The sequence below is a fragment of the Nitrospira sp. genome (genome assembly GCA_016873435.1).
In the GTDB taxonomy this organism is placed as follows: Bacteria; Nitrospirota; Nitrospiria; order Nitrospirales; family Nitrospiraceae; genus VGXF01.
Map to the genome: position 1 here is coordinate 38,387 of VGXF01000011.1, position 18,926 is coordinate 57,312.

Annotated in this window: 21 protein-coding genes and 2 tRNA genes; 13 read left to right on the plus strand and 10 right to left on the minus strand. The window is 60.6% G+C overall.

The annotated features are described in order from the left end of the window. The first annotated feature begins 44 nt into the window (after nucleotides 1-44). Nucleotides 45-908, plus strand: coding sequence for a tRNA 2-thiocytidine(32) synthetase TtcA (ttcA, locus tag FJ248_07295; protein ID MBM4120685.1), 864 nt, complete (start codon nucleotides 45-47; stop codon nucleotides 906-908). 1 nt (nucleotide 909) lies between these two features. Here the strand turns inward: ttcA and msrA are convergent, their stop codons facing one another. The 5 genes from msrA to FJ248_07320 all read right to left on the minus strand — a co-directional run bounded on the left by msrA (nucleotide 910) and on the right by FJ248_07320 (nucleotide 3,911). Further along, nucleotides 910-1,506, minus strand: coding sequence for a peptide-methionine (S)-S-oxide reductase MsrA (gene msrA / locus FJ248_07300; GenBank protein ID MBM4120686.1), 597 nt, complete (start codon nucleotides 1,504-1,506; stop codon nucleotides 910-912). Nucleotides 1,507-1,560: 54 nt separating this feature from the next. Then, a tRNA-Gln gene (locus FJ248_07305) sits at nucleotides 1,561-1,634 on the minus strand. A 147-nt stretch (nucleotides 1,635-1,781) separates the two neighbouring features. Beyond that, nucleotides 1,782-1,855, minus strand: a tRNA-Gln gene (locus tag FJ248_07310). 36 nt (nucleotides 1,856-1,891) lie between these two features. Then, complete coding sequence (gene gltX, locus FJ248_07315; GenBank protein MBM4120687.1) at nucleotides 1,892-3,358, minus strand: glutamate--tRNA ligase; 1,467 nt, start codon at nucleotides 3,356-3,358, stop codon at nucleotides 1,892-1,894. 136 nt (nucleotides 3,359-3,494) lie between these two features. Next, a complete protein-coding gene (locus tag FJ248_07320; GenBank protein ID MBM4120688.1) occupies nucleotides 3,495-3,911 on the minus strand; it encodes a 2Fe-2S iron-sulfur cluster binding domain-containing protein in 417 nt (138 codons plus the stop codon). Between the two features lie 205 nt (nucleotides 3,912-4,116). Between FJ248_07320 and FJ248_07325 the strand changes: the two genes are divergently transcribed. The 7 genes from FJ248_07325 (at nucleotide 4,117) to iscX (ending at nucleotide 9,482) form a co-directional block, all read left to right on the plus strand. Beyond that, nucleotides 4,117-4,602, plus strand: coding sequence for an Rrf2 family transcriptional regulator (locus FJ248_07325; protein MBM4120689.1), 486 nt, complete (start codon nucleotides 4,117-4,119; stop codon nucleotides 4,600-4,602). Beyond that, complete coding sequence (locus FJ248_07330) at nucleotides 4,599-5,816, plus strand: IscS subfamily cysteine desulfurase (protein MBM4120690.1); 1,218 nt, start codon at nucleotides 4,599-4,601, stop codon at nucleotides 5,814-5,816. The genes FJ248_07325 and FJ248_07330 overlap by 4 nt, the downstream gene beginning before the upstream one ends. 72 nt (nucleotides 5,817-5,888) lie before the next feature. Next, complete coding sequence (gene iscU / locus FJ248_07335; GenBank protein ID MBM4120691.1) at nucleotides 5,889-6,272, plus strand: Fe-S cluster assembly scaffold IscU; 384 nt, start codon at nucleotides 5,889-5,891, stop codon at nucleotides 6,270-6,272. Nucleotides 6,273-6,283: 11 nt separating this feature from the next. Beyond that, nucleotides 6,284-6,637, plus strand: a complete 354-nt coding sequence (locus FJ248_07340; GenBank protein MBM4120692.1) for an iron-sulfur cluster assembly accessory protein — start codon at nucleotides 6,284-6,286, stop codon at nucleotides 6,635-6,637. Nucleotides 6,638-6,652: 15 nt separating this feature from the next. Continuing rightward, nucleotides 6,653-7,459, plus strand: a complete 807-nt coding sequence (gene hscB / locus FJ248_07345; GenBank protein ID MBM4120693.1) for a Fe-S protein assembly co-chaperone HscB — start codon at nucleotides 6,653-6,655, stop codon at nucleotides 7,457-7,459. Next, a complete protein-coding gene (dnaK, locus tag FJ248_07350; GenBank protein ID MBM4120694.1) occupies nucleotides 7,440-9,260 on the plus strand; it encodes a molecular chaperone DnaK in 1,821 nt (606 codons plus the stop codon). The genes hscB and dnaK overlap by 20 nt, the downstream gene beginning before the upstream one ends. Nucleotides 9,261-9,269: 9 nt before the next feature. Then, nucleotides 9,270-9,482 (plus strand): Fe-S cluster assembly protein IscX, encoded by a 213-nt coding sequence (gene iscX / locus FJ248_07355; protein MBM4120695.1) that lies wholly within the window; start codon nucleotides 9,270-9,272, stop codon nucleotides 9,480-9,482. Here the strand turns inward: iscX and FJ248_07360 are convergent. Then, complete coding sequence (locus FJ248_07360) at nucleotides 9,479-11,932, minus strand: PBP1A family penicillin-binding protein (GenBank protein MBM4120696.1); 2,454 nt, start codon at nucleotides 11,930-11,932, stop codon at nucleotides 9,479-9,481. The genes iscX and FJ248_07360 overlap by 4 nt on opposite strands. Before the next feature lie 253 nt (nucleotides 11,933-12,185). On the opposite strand from FJ248_07360, the gene typA reads away from it, so the two are divergent. From typA to FJ248_07380, 4 genes are all read left to right on the plus strand, one after another. After that, nucleotides 12,186-14,048 (plus strand): translational GTPase TypA, encoded by a 1,863-nt coding sequence (gene typA, locus FJ248_07365; protein MBM4120697.1) that lies wholly within the window; start codon nucleotides 12,186-12,188, stop codon nucleotides 14,046-14,048. 19 nt (nucleotides 14,049-14,067) lie between these two features. Then, the gene (locus FJ248_07370; GenBank protein ID MBM4120698.1) at nucleotides 14,068-14,814 is read left to right on the plus strand and encodes a hypothetical protein; all 747 of its coding nucleotides are present in this window, start codon (nucleotides 14,068-14,070) and stop codon (nucleotides 14,812-14,814) included. Between the two features lie 138 nt (nucleotides 14,815-14,952). Beyond that, the gene (locus tag FJ248_07375; GenBank protein MBM4120699.1) at nucleotides 14,953-15,423 is read left to right on the plus strand and encodes a redoxin domain-containing protein; all 471 of its coding nucleotides are present in this window, start codon (nucleotides 14,953-14,955) and stop codon (nucleotides 15,421-15,423) included. A 58-nt stretch (nucleotides 15,424-15,481) separates the two neighbouring features. Beyond that, nucleotides 15,482-15,817, plus strand: coding sequence for a thioredoxin family protein (locus FJ248_07380; GenBank protein ID MBM4120700.1), 336 nt, complete (start codon nucleotides 15,482-15,484; stop codon nucleotides 15,815-15,817). Here FJ248_07380 and FJ248_07385 read toward each other — a convergent pair. From FJ248_07385 to rfbC, 4 genes are all read right to left on the minus strand, one after another. After that, the gene (locus FJ248_07385) at nucleotides 15,814-16,596 is read right to left on the minus strand and encodes a 6-pyruvoyl tetrahydropterin synthase (protein ID MBM4120701.1); all 783 of its coding nucleotides are present in this window, start codon (nucleotides 16,594-16,596) and stop codon (nucleotides 15,814-15,816) included. The genes FJ248_07380 and FJ248_07385 overlap by 4 nt on opposite strands. Nucleotides 16,597-16,800: 204 nt before the next feature. After that, nucleotides 16,801-17,121 carry an iron-sulfur cluster insertion protein ErpA gene (gene erpA, locus FJ248_07390; protein ID MBM4120702.1) on the minus strand — a complete coding sequence of 107 codons (321 nt, stop codon included), beginning with the start codon at nucleotides 17,119-17,121 and terminating at the stop codon, nucleotides 16,801-16,803. A gap of 158 nt (nucleotides 17,122-17,279) precedes the next feature. Beyond that, nucleotides 17,280-17,882, minus strand: a complete 603-nt coding sequence (locus tag FJ248_07395) for a redoxin domain-containing protein (protein MBM4120703.1) — start codon at nucleotides 17,880-17,882, stop codon at nucleotides 17,280-17,282. A 108-nt stretch (nucleotides 17,883-17,990) separates the two neighbouring features. Beyond that, the gene (gene rfbC, locus FJ248_07400; protein MBM4120704.1) at nucleotides 17,991-18,572 is read right to left on the minus strand and encodes a dTDP-4-dehydrorhamnose 3,5-epimerase; all 582 of its coding nucleotides are present in this window, start codon (nucleotides 18,570-18,572) and stop codon (nucleotides 17,991-17,993) included. A gap of 100 nt (nucleotides 18,573-18,672) precedes the next feature. Between rfbC and FJ248_07405 the strand changes: the two genes are divergently transcribed. Continuing rightward, nucleotides 18,673-18,926, plus strand: a 254-nt coding sequence (locus tag FJ248_07405) for a hypothetical protein (GenBank protein MBM4120705.1), incomplete at its 3' end; no start/stop codon positions are given.

An 18,926-nucleotide genomic window follows, 5' to 3' on the forward strand; every position in this document is an offset into this window, starting at 1 on the left:
CCCATATTACCAAGACCTCCCTTTTTGTAGCGACTCTAGGTAGAATGCCCACCATGAAACTGCCCCCCGCGCTGGAGAAACTCCAGACACGCCTCTGCCGGCTGGTTGGCCAGGCCATCGCTGACTATCGCATGATTGAAGACGGCGACACGGTCATGGTCTGCCTCTCCGGGGGCAAGGACAGTTACGGCCTGCTAGACATCCTCATGATCCTGCAGCAGCGCGCGCCGATCCGGTTCGAATTGGTTGCGGTAAATCTTGATCAGAAGCAGCCGGGATTTCCCGCCCACGTGCTGCCAGATTATCTGACGAAGCGCGGGGTCCCCTTTCATATTGAAACGCGCGATACCTATTCCGTCGTCAAACGATTGATTCCGGAAGGCCAGACCACCTGCTCGCTCTGCTCACGGCTCCGGCGGGGGCACCTCTACCGCGTGGCCGCGGACCTGGGGGCGACCAAGATCGCGCTCGGCCACCATCGCGATGACATCATCGAAACGCTGTTTTTAAATTTGTTCTATACCGGCAAGCTCAAGACCATGCCGCCGAAGCTGCGCTCAAAGGACGGACGGCATTTGGTGATTCGTCCGCTGGCGGCCGTGCCGGAGGCAGATCTGGCCCGCTACGCGGACCTGCGGGAGTTTCCGATTATCCCCTGCGATCTCTGCGGCTCACAGGAGAATCTCAAGCGAAAAGAAGTCAAGGCGATGGTCCGCAAGTGGGAACAGACGATGCCCGGTTCTACCGACAGCATCTTCGCCGCACTCTCGAATGTCGCCCCGTCGCTGCTGATGGATCGCAAGCTGTTTGATTTCTCGAATCTGCGGCCAGGCGGAACGACCAATGCGTCCATACACACCCTCGGCCATCCCGCCTTTGCCGAAGAGGAACTGGAAGGGGTTCCCTAGCCTACGGCTTCCCCCACAACAGCTCTAAGCGATTCACACGCCCGCAGCTGGTCTTGTAGAACTTGTAGCGGATGGGATTCTTCTTATAGAAGTCCTGGTGGTACTCCTCCGCCGGGTAGAACTGCGCCGCCATCGCGACTTCGGTCACGATCGGCTCCTGGAACCGTTTGGACTGTACGAGCGCCTGTTTGGACGCCGCGGCCTGCTGTTTCTCCTGATCGTTGCCATAGAAAATCACCGCCCGGTACTGTGAACCGTGATCGCAGAACTGCGCATTCGATGTGATGGGATCCACGTTCTTCCAAAAATGGTCGAGCAGTTTCTGATAGGTGACTTTCGACGGATCGTAGAGGACTTCCACCGACTCGGCATGGCCGGTGCCCCCGGCTGAGACTTCCTCATAGGTCGGGGCTGCCGTTTTCCCGCCCATGTAGCCGGACGTGACGGAGACCACGCCCTCGACCTTCTCGAAGGCCTCCTCCATGCACCAAAAGCAGCCGCCGGCGAAGACAGCCTTGGCCGGCTCAGCTGAATGCCCGCTGCTTCCAGCAGCCACCAGCAAAATCGTCACCAGCGCGCGCAGTGCGATAGCGTGCATAGGCCGCGCCGGGGATCTTTCAGTAAGAAAATTCATTGTCGCGCCGAAGGTAGTTGGCTGGGGGACTAGGATTCGAACCTAGGTAGCCGGCTCCAAAGGCCGGCGTCCTGCCACTAGACGATCCCCCAGCGCGACCGGACCCGGGATCTAAAGACAGGCTACTTTATAATGAGAACTGACGAATCACAAGGAAAGCCGTCCGAACACGGGGACCCAAGCCAACTGGACCGGCCCTTGCACAGGCGTCAGTCCTGGTGAAACCGGAAAGCAAAAGTTGGCTGGGGGACTAGGAATCGAACCTAGGTAGTCAGATCCAGAGACTGACGTCCTACCGCTAGACGATCCCCCAACCGAGGGTAAGCCTAATATATGGATGCGGCGGAGGTCAAGCCGAGCCCTGCGCCCGCGCGAGACCTTTTTTGAGGCGCGCGAGCGTCCGGTCGCGCCCCAATACGTCCATCACATCGAAAAGGCCTGGGCTGGCCGTGCGGCCGGTGAGTGCGACACGAACCGGCTGGGCAAGCTGGCCCATCTTCATCCCCTGTTCTTCCACCACCTGCTTGAAGATCGTCTCCCACTGCGCCTTGTGAAAGGTCGGCTCGGCTTCGAACCGGGCGATCAAGACGGCGAGGGCCGGTACGATGGTGGGCGTGAGCTGCTTTTTCACCGCCTCCTCGTCCATCGCCGCGTCCGGACCGAAATAGGGCGTGACCCACGTGACCATTTCAGTAAGCGTTTTTGTCCGCTCCCGCACCATCACAACCAGTTTGGCCAGCCAGTCGGCTGGAGCTGCTCTCGCCTGCTCTTTGAATCCGGCCTGCTCCAGAAACGGAACCAGCAATGTAGCCACATGCGCCGGATCGTTTTGCTTGAGGTACTGCTCGTTCACCCAGAGCATCTTCTCCGGATTGAACACGGCTGAGGAGGCCTGCACATGCTCGAAGTTGAATTTTTCGATCAGCTCCTGGCGCGTGAAGAGCTCCTGATCACCATACGACCAGCCGAGCCGCACCAGATAGTTGACCACCGCCTCAGACAAATACCCCATGTCGCGATAGGCCAGCACGGAGGTAGCGCCGTGCCGCTTGGAGAGGCGCGTCTTGTCGGAACCGAGAATCATTGACAGATGCCCGAAGATCGGTACGGCAAATCCCAGCGCCTGAAACATGGGAATCTGGCGCGGCGTGTTGGTCAGGTGGTCGTCCCCCCGAATGACGTGGGTGATGCCCATGAGCGCGTCGTCCACGACGACGGAAAAGTTGTAGGTCGGATAGCCGTTGGAGCGGAGAATAATCAGATCGTCCACCGCGCTGTTGTCAAAGACGACCCGACCCTTCACGAGATCGTCAATAACGATCTCTCCCTCCTGCGGCGCCTTGAACCGCAGCGCCGCGTCGCCCGACGGTTTCCTGAGGCCCTTGTTGCGGCAGCGGCCGTCGTATTTCTGGCTGAGCCCCTTTGCCAATTGTTCCTTGCGACGCGCCTCCAGTTCGTCGGGCGTGCAGACGCACCAGTACGCCTGGCCCTGATCGAGCAGCTTCGTCGCATGCTCCCGATAGAGGTCCATACGCTCGGTCTGGCGGAAGGGGCCTTCATCCCAGTCCAATCCAACCCATTTCATGCCCTTGAGAATAGCGGTAATGGCCTCGTCGGTGGAGCGGTCCTGGTCCGTGTCTTCAATGCGGAGGATAAAGGCGCCGCCATGGCGCCGCGCGAAGAGCCAGTTGAAGAGGGCCGTACGGACGCCGCCGATGTGGAGATAGCCGGTCGGACTCGGCGCAAACCGCACGCGGACTTTCCCCGCTGGCCCGCCTGCACCGGACTTACTCACCGCATCTGAATCGCGAAACATGAGCGGTATCTATAGCATGCGATCTGGGGGATGTATAGGGAGCGGACCCTAAACCATGCATGAAGGAGGAACGCGGCACGATGATCTGAAGATCGATCAGTTCATCAATTAGCGTTCATCGTTTATAGGTTTGCAGTCAGTGGCTTTCCTTGACCCGGTTGATGTTCACGGTGGGGATTTCGACGAGGATGTCCTTCGTTCCGTTCGGCACGCACTGGCAGCCGAGCCGTGAATTCAGCGTCACGGCCGGCGCCTCCTCAAGCTGGTCGAACTCGTCGTCCGTGCCGTCGCTGCAGGTGTCCAAGCCCTGCTTGACGATCACGTGGCAGGTCGAGCAGGCGCAAACGCCGCCGCAGACATGCTCCAGCTCGATGCCGTTGCCCATCGCGATGTCGAGGATGCTGCCCGGCTGGCCAGTTTCGCCATAGGGAATCTTCGCCGGGTCGACCTGCACTCTGTGCTCGGTCTTGTCCGGCATAATGAATGTGACCGTGAAGGACTTGGTTGGCCGTTCAAAGCCCGCTTTTTCGATGTAAGGGTTCGTTCCACCCATCGCTATCCACAGATTATTTTACGCTAGAGGTGGCTAACATTAACACAGCGACATGCGTTTTTTCATCACTTATTTTTTAACGCAATATATTGTTTTCTAAAGACTTATTATCTGTTGACAATACGCGAGATCTGCTTATATCATGTGTCCGACCAGAATGATCGGAGATTAAAAGAGTCTCCGATCCCCCTTGTTGGAGAATGCCATGTTGAAGCTTTCGAAAAAAGCGGACTATGGGTTGATGGCCCTGCAGTACATCGCCTCCGTGCAGTTCGGCGACCTGCACAAGGCGCGTGTTGTCAACACCAAGGAGATCGCGGAGGAGTACCACATCCCCGCCGAACTGCTCGCCAAGGTACTGCAGACGCTGGCCAAGCAGGGCCTTGTCGAAAGTCAGAACGGGCCAAAAGGCGGCTATCTGCTGGCCCGCAATGCCCGCGAGATTACGATCGCGCAGGTGCTGGAAGCCATCGAGGGCCCGCTCGGCATCACCGACTGCCACCAGGAACAGGACGACAAGTCCCCCTCCTGTTCCTGCTTCAATCACTGCAACATTCGCACGCCCCTCCTGAAAGTACAGGACAGCATTTATCAACTGTTGAACAACATGACCGTCGCCGACATGCTGGGCGGCACGCCGCTAATCACCGTGCAATCGCTCTCGACAGCCGGAGAAGGAGTGTCCTCATGAAGTTTCCGATCTTTCTCGACAACCATTCGACCACGCCGATGGACCCACGCGTCCTGGAGGCGATGCTACCCTATTTCTGCGAAAAGTTCGGCAACGCGGCCAGCCGCAACCACGCCTTCGGCTGGGAGGCCGAGGAGGCTGTTGAGACCGCCCGCAAGCAGATCGCCAAGCTGATCCATGCCGACGCGAAGGAAATTGTCTTCACCAGCGGCGCCACAGAATCCAACAACCTGGCCCTTAAGGGCGTCATTGAGATGTATCACGAGAAGGGCAACCACATCATCACGTCCTCAACCGAGCACCGGGCCGTGCTGGACACCGCCAAGGCGCTGGAAGCCAAGGGCAAGGCCACGGTGACCTATCTCCCCGTGGACAAGCACGGCATGGTGAACCCGGAGGATGTACGCAACGCCCTCACTGACAAAACCGTCCTGATCTCGATCATGCAAGCCAACAACGAGATCGGCACGATCAACCCGGTTGCAGAGATCGGCAAAATCGCCAAGGAAAAGGGCGTCCTGTTCCACTGCGATGCCACGCAGGGCGTCGGCAAGATTCCGGTGAACGTACAGGAGATGGGCGTCGATCTCCTGTCCTTCACAGGGCATAAAATTTACGGCCCGAAGGGCATCGGCGCGCTCTACGTGCGCAAGAAGGCCCCGCGCGTCCGCATCACCGCACAGATGGACGGCGGCGGGCACGAGCGCGGCATGCGCTCCGGCACGCTGGCCGTGCCGCTGATCGTGGGCTTCGGCAAGGCCTGCGAGCTGGGCGGGCAGGAAATGGAAGCCGAAGGCCGGAGACTTTCGGCCATGCGGGACCGGATGCAGAACAGCATTATGAAAGCGCTGGAGGAGACCTATCTCAACGGGCATCCGACCAAGCGGCTGCCGGGCAATCTGAACATTTCCTTCGCCTACGTCGAGGGCGAGTCCATGTTGATGGGGTTGAAGGAAATTGCGCTGTCGTCCGGCTCGGCCTGCACTTCGGCCACGCTGGAGCCGTCGTACGTATTGCGGGCACTGGGTGTGGGCTCGGACTTGGCTCACTCCTCGCTCCGGTTCGGTCTGGGCCGGTTCACCACGGACGAGCAGGTGGACTATACGATCAAGCGCATTGTCGAAATCGTGACCAAGCTCCGGGAGATGTCCCCCCTTTACGAAATGGCAAAGGAAGGCATTGATTTGAAATCCGTTCAATGGGCTGCACACTGAGCGCGTGCCTCGCCGAAGGGGCGGGGCCCCCTGCAGCAGCGGACAACGTGCAACGAAGGCAAGGAGGAAGTCATGGCATACAGCGATAAGGTCGTCGATCATTTCAATAATCCGCGCAACATGGGCAGCCTGCCCAAGGACGACAAGCACGTGGGTACCGGCATTGTCGGCGCGCCCGAGTGCGGCGACGTCATGAAGCTGCAGATCAAGGTCGAAGGCGAGAAGATCGTGGACGCGAAGTTCAAGACCTTCGGCTGCGGCTCGGCGATCGCCAGCTCGAGCCTCGCGACCGAATGGCTCAAGGGTAAGACGATCGACGAGGCCCAGCAGATCAAGAACACGGACATCGTGCAGGAGCTCAACCTGCCGCCCGTGAAGATTCACTGCTCCGTCCTGGCCGAGGACGCCATCAAGGCGGCGCTGGCCGATTACAAGAAGAAGGGCGACGGCAAGTAAGGAGACCTGTCATGGAGACGACACAGACTCCGCAGACCCCGGCCATCACGCTGACCGACGCGGCGCTCACGGAACTCAAGCGCCTGATAAACGTGCAGGGCCTCACCGAGGGCGGCCTGCGGGTGGGCGTCAAGGGCGGTGGCTGCTCGGGGCTCAGCTATACGATCAATTTTGACGAGAAGATCGGCCCGCACGACACCGTCTGCGAGTTCGACGGCGTCAAGGTGATCGTGGACATGAAGAGCGCCATCTATCTGCAGGGTACGCAGCTCGACTTCCAGAAGGACCTGATGAGTGGCTCGTTCAAGTTCATCAATCCAAACGCGCAGAAAACCTGCGGCTGCGGGGAGTCCTTTTCAGCCTGAATCGGAGGCCGGCCGATGACGACGCGTACGGCGGCTGCCTCAGTTGCCCTGCCCGTCGTATCAAAAACCATAACCATGGAACACCCTCCGTCACAAACATCTAAACACACCGAACTGCCGATGGCTCGCAGCATGTGCTGGCACTGCCAGTCGGAAATCACGGGCGAGTACTACTGCGGCCAATGCGTGAAGGTGCAGCCCCTGTCGAAGGACATGGATTACTTCTCCTGCCTGGGTCTGCCACCCCGACTCCATCTCAATCCGAAGGCGCTGGAAGAAACCTATTACGAGTTGAGCCGGGCGTTTCATCCGGACTTTTTCCAGACCAAGACTGAGACGGAGAAACAGATCAGCCTGAATAATTCGGCCCTGCTCAACACGGCCTACCGCACGCTAAAAGATCCCGTGCAGCGAGCCGAGTATCTGTTGAAGCTTCAAGCCGGCGCGGCCAAGGACATCCGCAACTCCCCGCCGGCGGATCTCTTTGAGGAAATTCTCGAATTACAGGAAGACCTCGACGCCTATCGCGAGGCGGACGCTGCGCACGATCCAAAAGGTCTCGAGATCCAGAAGGCCAAGCTCCAGAAGGACCGCATCCATCTGGAAGAACGGTTTGTCGGCATGGACGCGTGGCTGTCGGACCTCTTCACCAAGTGGGACGCCCTTCAAGTGCGGGCTCCGCAGGCGGACGCGCTGAGGGCTGAGAAGGACGCGGCGCTCAAGGAGCTGCGCGAGCTGCTCTCGAACCGGACCTACCTGCGCAATATTTTAAACGATGTCGTGGCGACCATCGAAGGCGAGCATGCGGATCGTCGGCATTGACCTCGGCACCACCAACTCCCTGATCGCCTACATGGAGCGCGGCGCTCCACGCGTCATCGCCGGCGCCAACGAACGCACAATGGTGCCCTCCGTCGTCGCCATGACGGACAATGGTCTGATCGTCGGCGATCCGGCCAAAGCACATCTCCTCCACGATCCGGCGCGCACGGTCTATTCCGTCAAGCGCTTCATGGGCAAGGGCCTGGCCGACGTGGCCGCGGAACTAAACTATTTCCCGTACACTCTGTCCGAACAGGGCGGCGTGATCCGCATCAAGGTTGGTGAGAAGACCTATTCGCCGCCGCAAATCTCGGCCATGATCCTCAAGGAACTCAAGCGCCGCGCTGAGGAAGTTCTGCGCGAGGATATCGCCCAGGCCGTCATCACCGTCCCGGCCTATTTCAACGACAGCCAGCGGCAGGCCACGAAGGACGCGGGCACGATCGCGGGGCTGGACGTCGTCCGCATCATCAACGAGCCGACGGCCGCTGCGCTCGCCTACGGCCTGCAGCAGCGCACGCAGGGCACGATCGCCGTGTACGACCTGGGAGGCGGCACTTTCGACATTTCCATTTTGAAACTCAAAGACGGCATCTTCGAGGTGCTATCCACCAACGGGAACACCCACCTTGGTGGCGACGACTTTGACCGGACGGTGGCGGACGTGCTGCTTGAGGAAGTGCGCGCGCGGCACAGCCTTGATCTCGCGAAACACCCGGACGCGATGCAGGCACTGCGGCTGGAAGCGGAACAGGTAAAAATCCGCCTCTCCAACAGCACCAGCACCACGGCCACGCTGACGCTGCCGGGCGGCGAGGGCACCTTTACGCGTGATTTCACCCGTGCGCAACTGGAAACGCTGACGAAGGCCCTCGTGGAACGCACGATCGCGCCCTGCCGCCAGGCGCTCAAGGATGCCGGCCTGCAAGCCAGCGAGATTGACGAGGTGGTGCTGGTGGGCGGCTCTACGCGCATGCCGCTCGTGCGCCGCCGCGTTGAGGAGCTCTTCGGCAAGGCTCCACACAGCCATTTGAATCCTGACGAAGTTGTCGCGCTTGGGGCCGCCGTGCAGGCGGATATCCTAAGCGGCGGCACACAGGGCATGTTGCTCCTGGACGTGACGCCCCTCTCGCTGGGGATTGAAACGATGGGCGGCGTCATGAGCCCGCTCATCCGACGCAACACGACCATTCCGGCAAGCGCCAAGGAAATGTTCACAACCTACGTGGACGGCCAGACCGGCGTGGACATCCACATTCTTCAGGGTGAGCGCGAGCTGGGGCGGGACAACCGGAGCCTCGCGCGGTTCCGGCTCAGGATGCTGCCCCTGCCCGCCGGCGTGCCACGCATCGAGGTGACGTTTTTGATCGATGCGAACGGCATCTTAAACGTGACCGCCAGAGACATGCGGACCGGCCAGAGCCAGTCCATTGAGGTGAAGCCCTCCTACGGCCTGTCGGACGAGGAAGTCGAACGGATGATCGGTGATTCATTCAAGTTCGCCGTTGAGGACATCACCGCCCGCCGTTTGATCGAAGCACGGCTGGATGCGGGGGCGCTGATCACGGCCACGGAAAAAACGCTGTCGCAGGGCGGCCATCTCATCCCGTCTGAAGAAGTCGCCGCAATCCGCACGGCGCTGACCGCCCTGGCGGCCGCTAAGGACGGGAACGATCCCAAGGGCATTCGCGCCTGCATGACCAACATCGAACAGGCCGCACACCATCTGACTGCCAGCCTGATGGATGACTCGCTTAAGCAGGCGTTGCAGAACAAAACTGTCTCAGACGTACTGAAATAGGAGCCGTTGATGAATCTGACGTGGCAGGATGCAGAAGAAATTGCGCTCAGGCTGGTGGAGACTCATCCCGAAACCGACCCGCTGACCGTCCGCTTCACCGACATGCACGCCTGGATCACCGCGCTGCCTGAATTCAAGGACGATCCCAAGAAGTCCAATGAAAAACTCCTTGAAGTCATCCAGATGGCCTGGCACGAGGAATACCAGGATGCGAAGGGCTAACGCGTCGTCGCCGGTTGGCGCACAGGTGCTGAGGATGGCGAGGGGATCGGAGCTGCAGGTGCCGGGAGCGGCGCCGCATAGGCCTCCGGAATCTGATCTAACCGATAGAAATCCGCCGGGCTCACGGTCTCCGGAGCCGTCTCGGTCGGCTCCATTCCCTTGTTGAACACTTCCACCATGCCCAGGTCACTCGGCTCCGGCGCCAGCAGGCCGGTCTTCGGGTCCACCCGCACGTAGCGGATGTCCTCCGGAATCTCGAACGGCATGGCTGGCAGCAGCGGCAGGGCCGCCTGCATGAACTTCAGCCAGATCGGCAGCGCCGCATGCGCGCCCGATTCCGTCTCCCCCAGCGTCCGAATGTCGTCGAAGCCAACCCAGACGGCCGCGACTAGGTTGGGCGTATAGCCGATGAACCAGGCGTCCGTGAAATCGTTGGTGGTCCCGGTCTTGCCCGCCACGGACCGCTCAATGGATTTGGCCAGCTGCCCAGTCCCCTTCTGGATCACGTCCTCGAGCACGTTCGTGATGAGATAGGCCGTCTCCTTCTGAATCACCTGCTGCGGCTCGAAGAGAATTTGCTCCAACACCTCGCCCGTGGCATTCTGCACGGTCGAGACCGCATAGGGCTGGAGTTTGTAGCCCTGGTTGGCGAAGACCGCATAGGCCGTGACCATCTCGAGCGGCGTGATCCCGGAAGAGCCCAGCGCGAGCGACAGGTCCTGGTTGATCGGACTGGTGATACCGAGAATCCGCGCGAACTCGACCACGGGCTTGATGCCGACCCGTTCCAGTAGCTTGACCGTGGCGACATTGTGCGAATGGATGAGGGCCTCGCGCAGACTGACCGGCCCATAGAAGCGGTGGCCGTAGTTCTCCGGTTTCCAGGTCTTTTCTGGGTCCTCCTCGTTTTCGTAGATGATGGGCGCATCGATGACCACCGTGGCGGGGCTCAACCCCTCGTTGAAGGCCGTGGCATAGATGATCGGCTTGAAGGCCGAGCCGGGCTGGCGGCGCGCCGTGAGCACGCGGTTGTATTCGCTGCGGGCGAAGTCGTAGCCGCCGACCATGGCCCGGATTGACCCGTTGCGCGGGTCGAGCGCAATGAGCCCACCTTCGACGATAGGCGTCTGTTCGAGCTGAAACCAGATCGCGTTTTTCTCGACCTTCTTGAGGCTGACCTCGATCACGTCGCCCTGCTTCAGCAAATTCTTCACTGTGGGCAGTGTGACGGCGTCCTTCACTGGATCGCGCCCCTTCAGTCGGCGCTTGGCCCAGTTCATGTCCTCGAAGAGCATCAGTCCGACCACCGATCCCACCTGCACGTGCACGGCGTCGCGCCCGAGTTTCATAACGACCCCTCGGACGATTTCACCGGGCACGAGCGGCTTGTCCTGCGGCAGGGCCACCCCTGGCGGCGGGAGCGTCGTGATGTCCTGTGTGCCGATTGGCCCGCGCCAGCCCTGCCGTTTGTCCAGCTCGCGCAGGCCGTGGTTGAGCGCCTGCTCCGCCGCCTGCTGTATGGTGACATTGAGCGTGGTGAAAATTTCCAGCCCGCCCTTGTAGACCATCGTCTCGCCGTATTTGTTCACCACGTGCTGCCGGACGGTTTCGATGAAGTAGGGCCCCACGTGCTCAGCCCCCGCCCGCTTAAGGAGCAGCGGCTTGGTGAGCGCGGCCAAACGGTCCTCTACTTTGATGAAGCCCACTTCCTCCATCCGTGTCAGCACGTGCTCCTGGCGCTTTTTGGCTTTGTCGAGATTTTTATAGGGTGAGTAATTGGTGGGCGACTTGGGGAGGCCGGCTAGGATGGCCGCCTCGCCAAGGGTCACCTCCGAGAGGTTTTTGCCAAAATAGGTCTGGGCCGCCGCCGCCACGCCGTAGGCGCCCTGCCCGAAGTAAATCTGATTGAGATAGAGCTCAAGGATCTCCTCCTTGCTGAGGATCAGCTCCATTTGATAAGCCAGAATCAGTTCGCGGACTTTCCTCATGTACGTCCGCTCGGTGGACAGAAACAACGACCGAGCGAGTTGCTGTGTAATGGTGCTGGCGCCCTCAACCTTGCCGCCGCGCCGCAGGTTGGTCCAGACGGCACGCCCGATGCCGATGATGTCCAGCCCGGGATGCTCGAAGAAGCGCGCATCCTCGACGGCGATGACGGCATTGATCAGATCTTGCGGCACGTCGGCCAGCTGCACCTTGAGCCGCCGCTCGATGTAGAATTGCCCGACGACCTGGCGGTCGTCCGAATAGACGCGACTCACCTGGCTGGGCTGGTACTCGGACAGCTGGTCCAGCGGTGGCAACTCCTGCGAGGCCCACCAGAAGATGGCACTGACCATAACGATGCCCAGCACGGCCAACGCCCCGGTGGCAGCGAGCAGAGTTTTCCATCGGGGCCAACGGGCCAGGTCCGGCGCGCGCAATTCCGTGAAGCGGTCATTAAAGGCCATCGCCGATGCGTCTTATCCGGGTGGGCTGCACAGAGAGCACCTTACCGCGCACCCTTTCCAAACACAAGAGCAGAAGATGGAGACGAAGGCCCGGTGTGCGCAGAAAATTTGGCTCCTTGCCCAGCGTGGCCAGAACCGCAGCCTCGACCTAGTTTTTTGCGCAGTCCTTGTCTTTTCGGCCGGCGCTCCGTTATACTGGCTCCGACGCTGATTTGACGGCGTCTTTTTTTTTGGCCGTATAAAGAACAATCTCATGAGCGGCACGACATTGAAAGCCCCGTCCGCACGACGGACGAATATCCGGAATATCGCCATCATCGCGCACGTGGACCACGGCAAGACCACGCTCGTGGACGCGCTGCTGCGCCAGACACACGTCCATCGCAAGATCAACGACATGGGCGAGCGCATCATGGACTCGATGGACCAGGAGCGCGAGCGGGGCATCACGATCCGCGCGAAGAATGCGAGCATCACCTACCAGGACGTCAAGATCAACATCGTGGACACGCCGGGGCACGCCGACTTCGGCGGCGAGGTCGAACGCACGCTGCGTATGGTCGATGGCGTGCTGCTGCTGGTGGACGCCAAAGAAGGCCCCATGCCGCAGACAACTTTCGTGCTCCGCAAGGCCCTGGCGCTGGGCCTCAAGGCCATCGTCGTGATCAACAAGATCGACCGGCCGGATGCCGTAATCGACGACGTCGTGAACCGGACCTTCGATCTCTTCGTCGCGCTGGGTGCAACCGACGAGCAGCTTGATTTTCCCATTGTCTATGCGTCGGCCCTCAACGGAGTGGCCACCCTTGACATCAACAAGCCCGGCACCGAGATCACGCCCCTGCTGGACACGATCCTGACCCATGTGCCGGCACCAGCCATTCTGAAGGACGCGCCGCTCCAGATTCTGGTCCTAGCCCTCACCTATGATTCCTACAAGGGCAAGCAGGGCATTGGCAAAATTCACGCTGGCGCGATCGCACGTCGCCAGAACGTCGTGCGGATTGCCCGGGACGGCGCGCCCGCGGGTGGAAAAGTCTCCGACCTCTCGGTGTTTTCGGGTCTGGAACGGATGGATGTCGAACAGGCCGAGGCAGGTGAAATCGTCGTCGTCTCCGGGCTGCCCGACATCGGCATCGGAGAAACAATCGCTGACGCCACCGAACCAATCGCGCTGCCGCCGGTCACGATCGACGAGCCGACCGTCCAGATGACCTTTGCCGTGAACACAAGCCCCTTCGCCGGACGCGAGGGCAAGTTCCTCACCTCCCGCCATCTGCGCGAGCGACTTTTTAAAGAACTGGAAACGAACGTCTCGCTGCGCGCGGAAGAGACCGACAGCCCCGACCGCTTTCTCGTCGCGGGCCGTGGTGAGCTACACCTGGCCGTGTTGATTGAGCAGATGCGGCGCGAGGGCTACGAGTTGCAAGTCTCGCAGCCGGAGGTGATTCTGCACCGCGAGGGCAGTGTGGTTACGGAACCCTACGAAGAGCTCACGATTACCGTGCCGACCGAGTACCAGGGCGTGGTGATCGAAGAAATCGGAGGCCGGCGCGGCGAGCTGCGGCACATGAAGCTCGTGCATGCTGACGCGGGCTCAGGCGAAATTCATCTCGAGTATCACATTCCGACGCGCGGCGTGATCGGCCTGAAGGGGATCTTGCTCACGAAGACCCGCGGCACCGTCATCATGCACCACGTCTTTAAGGAATACGGCCCTTGCGACGAGCGGACGCTTGTCACCGCGCCGCACGGCTCGCTGGTCGCCCACGAGGACGGCACGAGCAACGCCTACGGCCTCTTCATGATGCAGGAACGCGGGGCGCTGTTCCTTGCTCCCGGCGTCGAGGTCTACCGGGGCATGGTTGTCGGGCAGAACAGTCGCGACGAGGATCTGGACGTGAATGTCTGCAAGGCCAAGCAACTGACAAACATGCGCGCCTCTGGATCCGACGAGGCGCTGACGCTCACGCCGCCCCGGCAGATGACGCTCGAGTTTGCGTTGGAATACATCGGCGCCGATGAGCTGGTGGAGGTCACGCCCTCCAGCATCCGTATCCGCAAGCGCATGCTAAATCCGGAAGATCGCCGCAAGGCCCGCAAGCACAAGGCCTGAGACCCCTCCGGTTTCCTCGATGAAAATCCGAAAGAAGCGTCCGAAACCCTCCGGTGGCGGGTTGCCGTTCTATGTCGTCGGTTATTCCCCACCGGCGCCTTCGCTCACCGAGCTACAACTCTGGTTCGATCTAGAATATGGCGGGCCGCTCAAAGTCACCGGCTCAGAGCCGACCCTGTTGACGCACGGTCCGTGGACTGCCTGGGCAAAGATTCCACTGCCCGAAGCCGCGGCGGAGGATTGGGCGATGCAATTGGACTGGCGCCATCGGGCGGCGGCGCTCATCCTGCGCCCCGCCGTCACCCCGCAACAGGCCTGCGATACAATCTTGCATTCAGCCCGCCTTGCCCGCGGCCTCGGCCTGCTCACGCAGGGTACGGCCTACGATCTGGGCACCCACACGTTCCTCAATCCGTCCGACTGGCAGGACCGCCCGCTTGACCGATTTTGCCCGTCCCATCACATCCTGACGATGCAGAGCGAATCGCCCGATCCGATGACCGGCTGGTTTCACACGCTTGGCCTGAGCAAGTTCGGGCTGGACGAACTGGAGACCTTCCGGCCGACCGGGCTGCCGGCGCAACCGGTGTTGGACACGTTGCATGAAATTGCTGGCGAGCTGCTGCGGATCGGCCGCTCGCCGTCTGTCGGCACGACGCTTTCCTTGCCGCTTCAGGGGCTCATTGTCTCCGTTATCCGCCATCGGACTGCTGCTCCGGCTGGCCGCTCCATGCCGTTTCGAGAAATTACCTGGCCGTCAAAATAGTCAGTCGTTTCAACATTTTGCGTATGGGCCAAGAGGGCACTGGTTAGGCCTTCTGTCCAATTGACAAGCTTTCCGGCACCGTGTTACCACACTGGCCGACCCGGATTTCGATCCCAATCTATCCTAAGGAGGCCGGACATGTCTGATGTGAAACCCGAAGTCAAAGTGGGAGATGCGGCGCCAGATTTTACGCTGAAGGATCAAGATCAGAAGGACGTCAAGCTCAGCGACTACCAGGGCAAGAAGAACGTCGTCCTCTGTTTCTATCCGCTGGACTGGAGTCCCGTTTGCCAGGGCGAGAACAAGTGCCTGACGGACGACTTCCCCAGCTTCCAGGGCGCCAATGCCGAGGTCTTCGGCATCAGCTGCGACAGTTTCTTCTCGCACAAGGCCTGGGCCGATTCGCTGGACCTCAAGCACCGCCTGCTGGCCGACATGCACCGGACGGTGTCCAAATCCTACGGCCTCTATTTCGAGCCGCTGAACTGCTCCAAGCGCGCCACGGTCATTGTGGACAAGCAGGGCAAGGTGGCCTACGCCAAGGTGCAGGAGATCAAGGTCGCGCGGGATGACAAAGAGATCCTCGCCGCGCTGAAGAAGTTGAGCTAAGTTTCCCTTCGCGACCGGGGACCGGCAACGGCTCCCCGGTCACGTTGCGAGTCCCGCCATGAGCGCACAGGTCCTCGACGTCAGCGATGCCAACTACAGGGAGTTTACGGACGCCCCGGCGGCCGTTGTCGCCTACGGGCTAGCCACCTGTGAGCCCTGCAAGCAATACGATGCGATTCTGGAGGCAACGGCGGCGAAGTTCGCAGGCGTGAAAGTCGGCAAGGCCAAAATGCACGTCCCCGGCCGGTGCCGCGAGATCAAGCGGACCCACACGTTCGAGACTTATCCAACCACCCACCTGTTTTCGAAGGGACAGCTGCTGCTGACGCGGGAAGGCGTGATTGATGCGGCCGAATTAGCCGCGCTGATCAACGATCATCTGCTGAAGGGCTAGTGCTCAGCGTATTCGTAGAAACAGTTGTCTGATTCGACCAGCCTGAGTTTTTGCAACCGTCCAGTGGGAATGGCTTTGGCCAGCAGCGACCAGAGCAAGCGCGCGAAGGTGGCGCCCGTGAGGGGCTGGGCGGCAAAGGCTGGATCCTTGTCCAAGTTCCGGTCGGCAAACCGGGCGACGACGAGTTCCTGGATGGTTTTATCCAGTGTGACCAGATCGGTGACCATTCCCGTCTCCGGATGGATGTCTCCCTCAATTGTGACTTCCACCGCGTAGTTGTGCCCAGTATAGCCCTGCCCGCGTGAAGCTGCGGGTAGCGCGGCAGCAAATCCAGCGCGTCGCGTGAGGCGCGCTCGATTGGCCTTGTAATCGTTTGCCGTGAGATCTACCCAGAGCGTTTCGTCTTCATGAAGCCGGATGCGTTCGAGCCGGCCGATGGACGATTGCCCGGCCAGCTTTGCCCACAGCAGGCGCGCGATGTTTTCGGTTGTTGGAATGGTCTGTTTGAAATAGGGCGTATCTAGATTGAGATGCTTGTGGTCGAACTCCTCCAGCATCTTCACCAGTACACCCTTTAGCTCGAACAGATTGACGACCATGCCGATGCGGCGATCCACTGGCCCGGCCACCGTCACCTCGAGCAGGTAGTTGTGTCCGTGGCCCGGCTCGTTGTTGCAGGCGCCGAACACCCGCCGGTTGGTCGCGGCATCCCAGGCAGCATGGTGATAGCGGTGCGCCGCTGCAAATTCGATCAGTTTGGTCAGGAGGGGTTCGGGCATGGAGCAGTCCTGAAAAAACACGAGGCCGGGATCATGATGACCCCGGCCCCCTTAACTGTGCAAGCCAGCGGCCCGTTCTCAGAACATTCACAAAGGCTGTTTCACTAGACCGCAGCGAGCATGCAGGCGACGGCGTACACGGTGCGGTACGGTGAGCCTTCGCGCGATGCCAGAACGAGGCAGGGAGCCTTTTGCAACGTTCGGCTAGGCGCTGAAGGAGCTGCCGCAGCCGCACGTCGTCTTCGCCTGCGGATTTTTGATCGCGAAGCCGGAGCCCTGCAGACTGTCCACGTAATCCACTTCGGCGCCCTGGAGCAACGGCGCACTCTGAGAATCCATAATGACCTGGACGCCACCCTTCTCGATCACTGTGTCGTCGTCGGCGACCTTGGATTCGAAGGCCATCCCGTACTGATAGCCATGGCAGCCTCCGCCCTTGACGTAGATCCGGAGCCCGACCGCGTCCTTTTCCTCGACGATGAGTTCTTTGATCTTCTTTTCCGCGCCTTCCGAAATCGTTACCATGTCATCCTCCCTTTGGTCTTTCTCGGCACCCCTGGCACGAGGCCGCCCAACTGATGGCCTCCACTATACGACCCCCGTTGGCCGAAGTCAACGAAGGTCAGAGAAATACTCCTTAATTGTTGAGGGGATAAGCCCTTTGCTCACTCTGCTGATGCAGCTTACTTTTTGAGGGCTTCCGCCACACGCCCCACCATGCTCGCGCCAGGTTTCAGAGCCTTCTTCCCCTGGCTCCAATTAGCCGGACAGGCCTCGTCCGGATGCGCCGCGCAGTGAATGCTGGCCGTGACCTTCCGGACCATTTCAGCCGCGCTCCGGCCGACGTTGTAGAAGTTGACCTCCGAGCAGACCAACTTGCCCTCGGGATTGATGATGAAGGTCCCGCGAAGGGCCAGCCCGGTGGCCTCGTCATAGACCCCGAACAGTCGCGACACCTTGCCTGTTGGGTCCGCACCCATCGAGTAGGTCACGTCCTTCATCAGCTTCTCTTCGCGATGCCAGGCCAGATGGACAAACTTGGTGTCCGTGGAGACGGAGATCACTTCGACTCCGGACTTGGCCAGGTCCTTGTACTGGTCGGCCACGTCGGCCAGTTCCGTCGGGCAGACGAAGGTGTAGTCAGCCGGATAGAACACCAGCACCGTCCACTTCTTCGCCTTCTTCAGCGCCTCTAGGGAAATGGCCCCAAACTCCCCCTTCTGGGGATCGAAAGTATCCATTTCGAAATTGGGCACAATCTCGCCGACCCGTACCGTGTCCCCCATGATCGAATCTCCTCTCGTCTCTGTCAGGATTTAGTTAGCTGCGGCGGCGGCCAGCCCGACCCGCACGGGCAATTTCATACCATGGCCCCTTGGATGCGGTCAACGTGCCTAGCGGGAGCCCGCCTGACGTTTTCGCAGCGGTCGGTACACCGGAAGCTCCCCGTCCATCTCGGCCAGACGAGGGTAGGCCTCATCTTTGTTCGACAATACGGGATGGGTCACCGGCCAGGGGATCGCCACCGTCGGATCGTTCCAGATGATGCCGCGTTCGTCGTTCGTGGAATAGAGGTCCGTGCACTTGTAGAGCACGTCCGCCGTCTCGCTCACCACGCAGAATCCATGGGCAAAGCCCGGCGGAATATAGAGCTGCCGCCTGTTCTCGCCGGAGAGCTCGACCCCGACCCACTGACCGAAGGTCGGCGAGCCTTTGCGGATGTCCACGGCCACGTCAAAGATGCGCCCGGTCAGCGCCAGGACCAGCTTCCCCTGCGCATGGTGCAACTGATAATGGAGACCGCGCAGTACCCCTCGGATGGAATGGGACAGATTGTCCTGGACAAAGGGACCGGGGATCCCGCCCTTTTTGTAGCGCTGCGCATGATGGATTTCCAGAAACTGCCCGCGCTTATCCGTGAACACGTCCGGTTCGATGAGGAGCACGCCCGGCAATGTGGTAGCGGTGATCTTCATGATAGCAGGCGGTATCTTACGTCGTCTCCGGTCGCAAAGGAAAGCACGGTTGCGCGCCGTCGGGGGCTCCTGTTAGGGTACCGCGAGTTCCGGAGCGCCGATGGTCACTATTACGTTGATGGGCCAGTTGCAAACCGACGATGGGGAGCGGGATCTTGCCTGCGAGGTCACGGAGCCGGTCATGGTCCGGCAGTTGATCCTCCGTCAGGCCCGCCTGCGGCAGCACGTCGGACAACTGATGCGAGAAAAAAAGCTGATGATCACGATCAATAAGCGGATCGCCAGCGAGGACTCCCTCGTACATGACGGCGACGCGCTCAAGCTGGTTGCCCATGACGGGATGGGCGGCACCGG

Coding starts and splice junctions, on each gene's coding strand:
- ttcA (MBM4120685.1), top strand. CDS start 45: ATGCCCACCATGAAACTGCCCCCCGCGCTGGAGAAACTCCAGACACGC.
- msrA (MBM4120686.1), bottom strand. CDS start 1,506: ATGCACGCTATCGCACTGCGCGCGCTGGTGACGATTTTGCTGGTGGCT.
- gltX (MBM4120687.1), bottom strand. CDS start 3,358: ATGTTTCGCGATTCAGATGCGGTGAGTAAGTCCGGTGCAGGCGGGCCA.
- FJ248_07320 (MBM4120688.1), bottom strand. CDS start 3,911: ATGGGTGGAACGAACCCTTACATCGAAAAAGCGGGCTTTGAACGGCCA.
- FJ248_07325 (MBM4120689.1), top strand. CDS start 4,117: ATGTTGAAGCTTTCGAAAAAAGCGGACTATGGGTTGATGGCCCTGCAG.
- FJ248_07330 (MBM4120690.1), top strand. CDS start 4,599: ATGAAGTTTCCGATCTTTCTCGACAACCATTCGACCACGCCGATGGAC.
- iscU (MBM4120691.1), top strand. CDS start 5,889: ATGGCATACAGCGATAAGGTCGTCGATCATTTCAATAATCCGCGCAAC.
- FJ248_07340 (MBM4120692.1), top strand. CDS start 6,284: ATGGAGACGACACAGACTCCGCAGACCCCGGCCATCACGCTGACCGAC.
- hscB (MBM4120693.1), top strand. CDS start 6,653: ATGACGACGCGTACGGCGGCTGCCTCAGTTGCCCTGCCCGTCGTATCA.
- dnaK (MBM4120694.1), top strand. CDS start 7,440: ATGCGGATCGTCGGCATTGACCTCGGCACCACCAACTCCCTGATCGCC.
- iscX (MBM4120695.1), top strand. CDS start 9,270: ATGAATCTGACGTGGCAGGATGCAGAAGAAATTGCGCTCAGGCTGGTG.
- FJ248_07360 (MBM4120696.1), bottom strand. CDS start 11,932: ATGGCCTTTAATGACCGCTTCACGGAATTGCGCGCGCCGGACCTGGCC.
- typA (MBM4120697.1), top strand. CDS start 12,186: ATGAGCGGCACGACATTGAAAGCCCCGTCCGCACGACGGACGAATATC.
- FJ248_07370 (MBM4120698.1), top strand. CDS start 14,068: ATGAAAATCCGAAAGAAGCGTCCGAAACCCTCCGGTGGCGGGTTGCCG.
- FJ248_07375 (MBM4120699.1), top strand. CDS start 14,953: ATGTCTGATGTGAAACCCGAAGTCAAAGTGGGAGATGCGGCGCCAGAT.
- FJ248_07380 (MBM4120700.1), top strand. CDS start 15,482: ATGAGCGCACAGGTCCTCGACGTCAGCGATGCCAACTACAGGGAGTTT.
- FJ248_07385 (MBM4120701.1), bottom strand. CDS start 16,596: ATGCCCGAACCCCTCCTGACCAAACTGATCGAATTTGCAGCGGCGCAC.
- erpA (MBM4120702.1), bottom strand. CDS start 17,121: ATGGTAACGATTTCGGAAGGCGCGGAAAAGAAGATCAAAGAACTCATC.
- FJ248_07395 (MBM4120703.1), bottom strand. CDS start 17,882: ATGGGGGACACGGTACGGGTCGGCGAGATTGTGCCCAATTTCGAAATG.
- rfbC (MBM4120704.1), bottom strand. CDS start 18,572: ATGAAGATCACCGCTACCACATTGCCGGGCGTGCTCCTCATCGAACCG.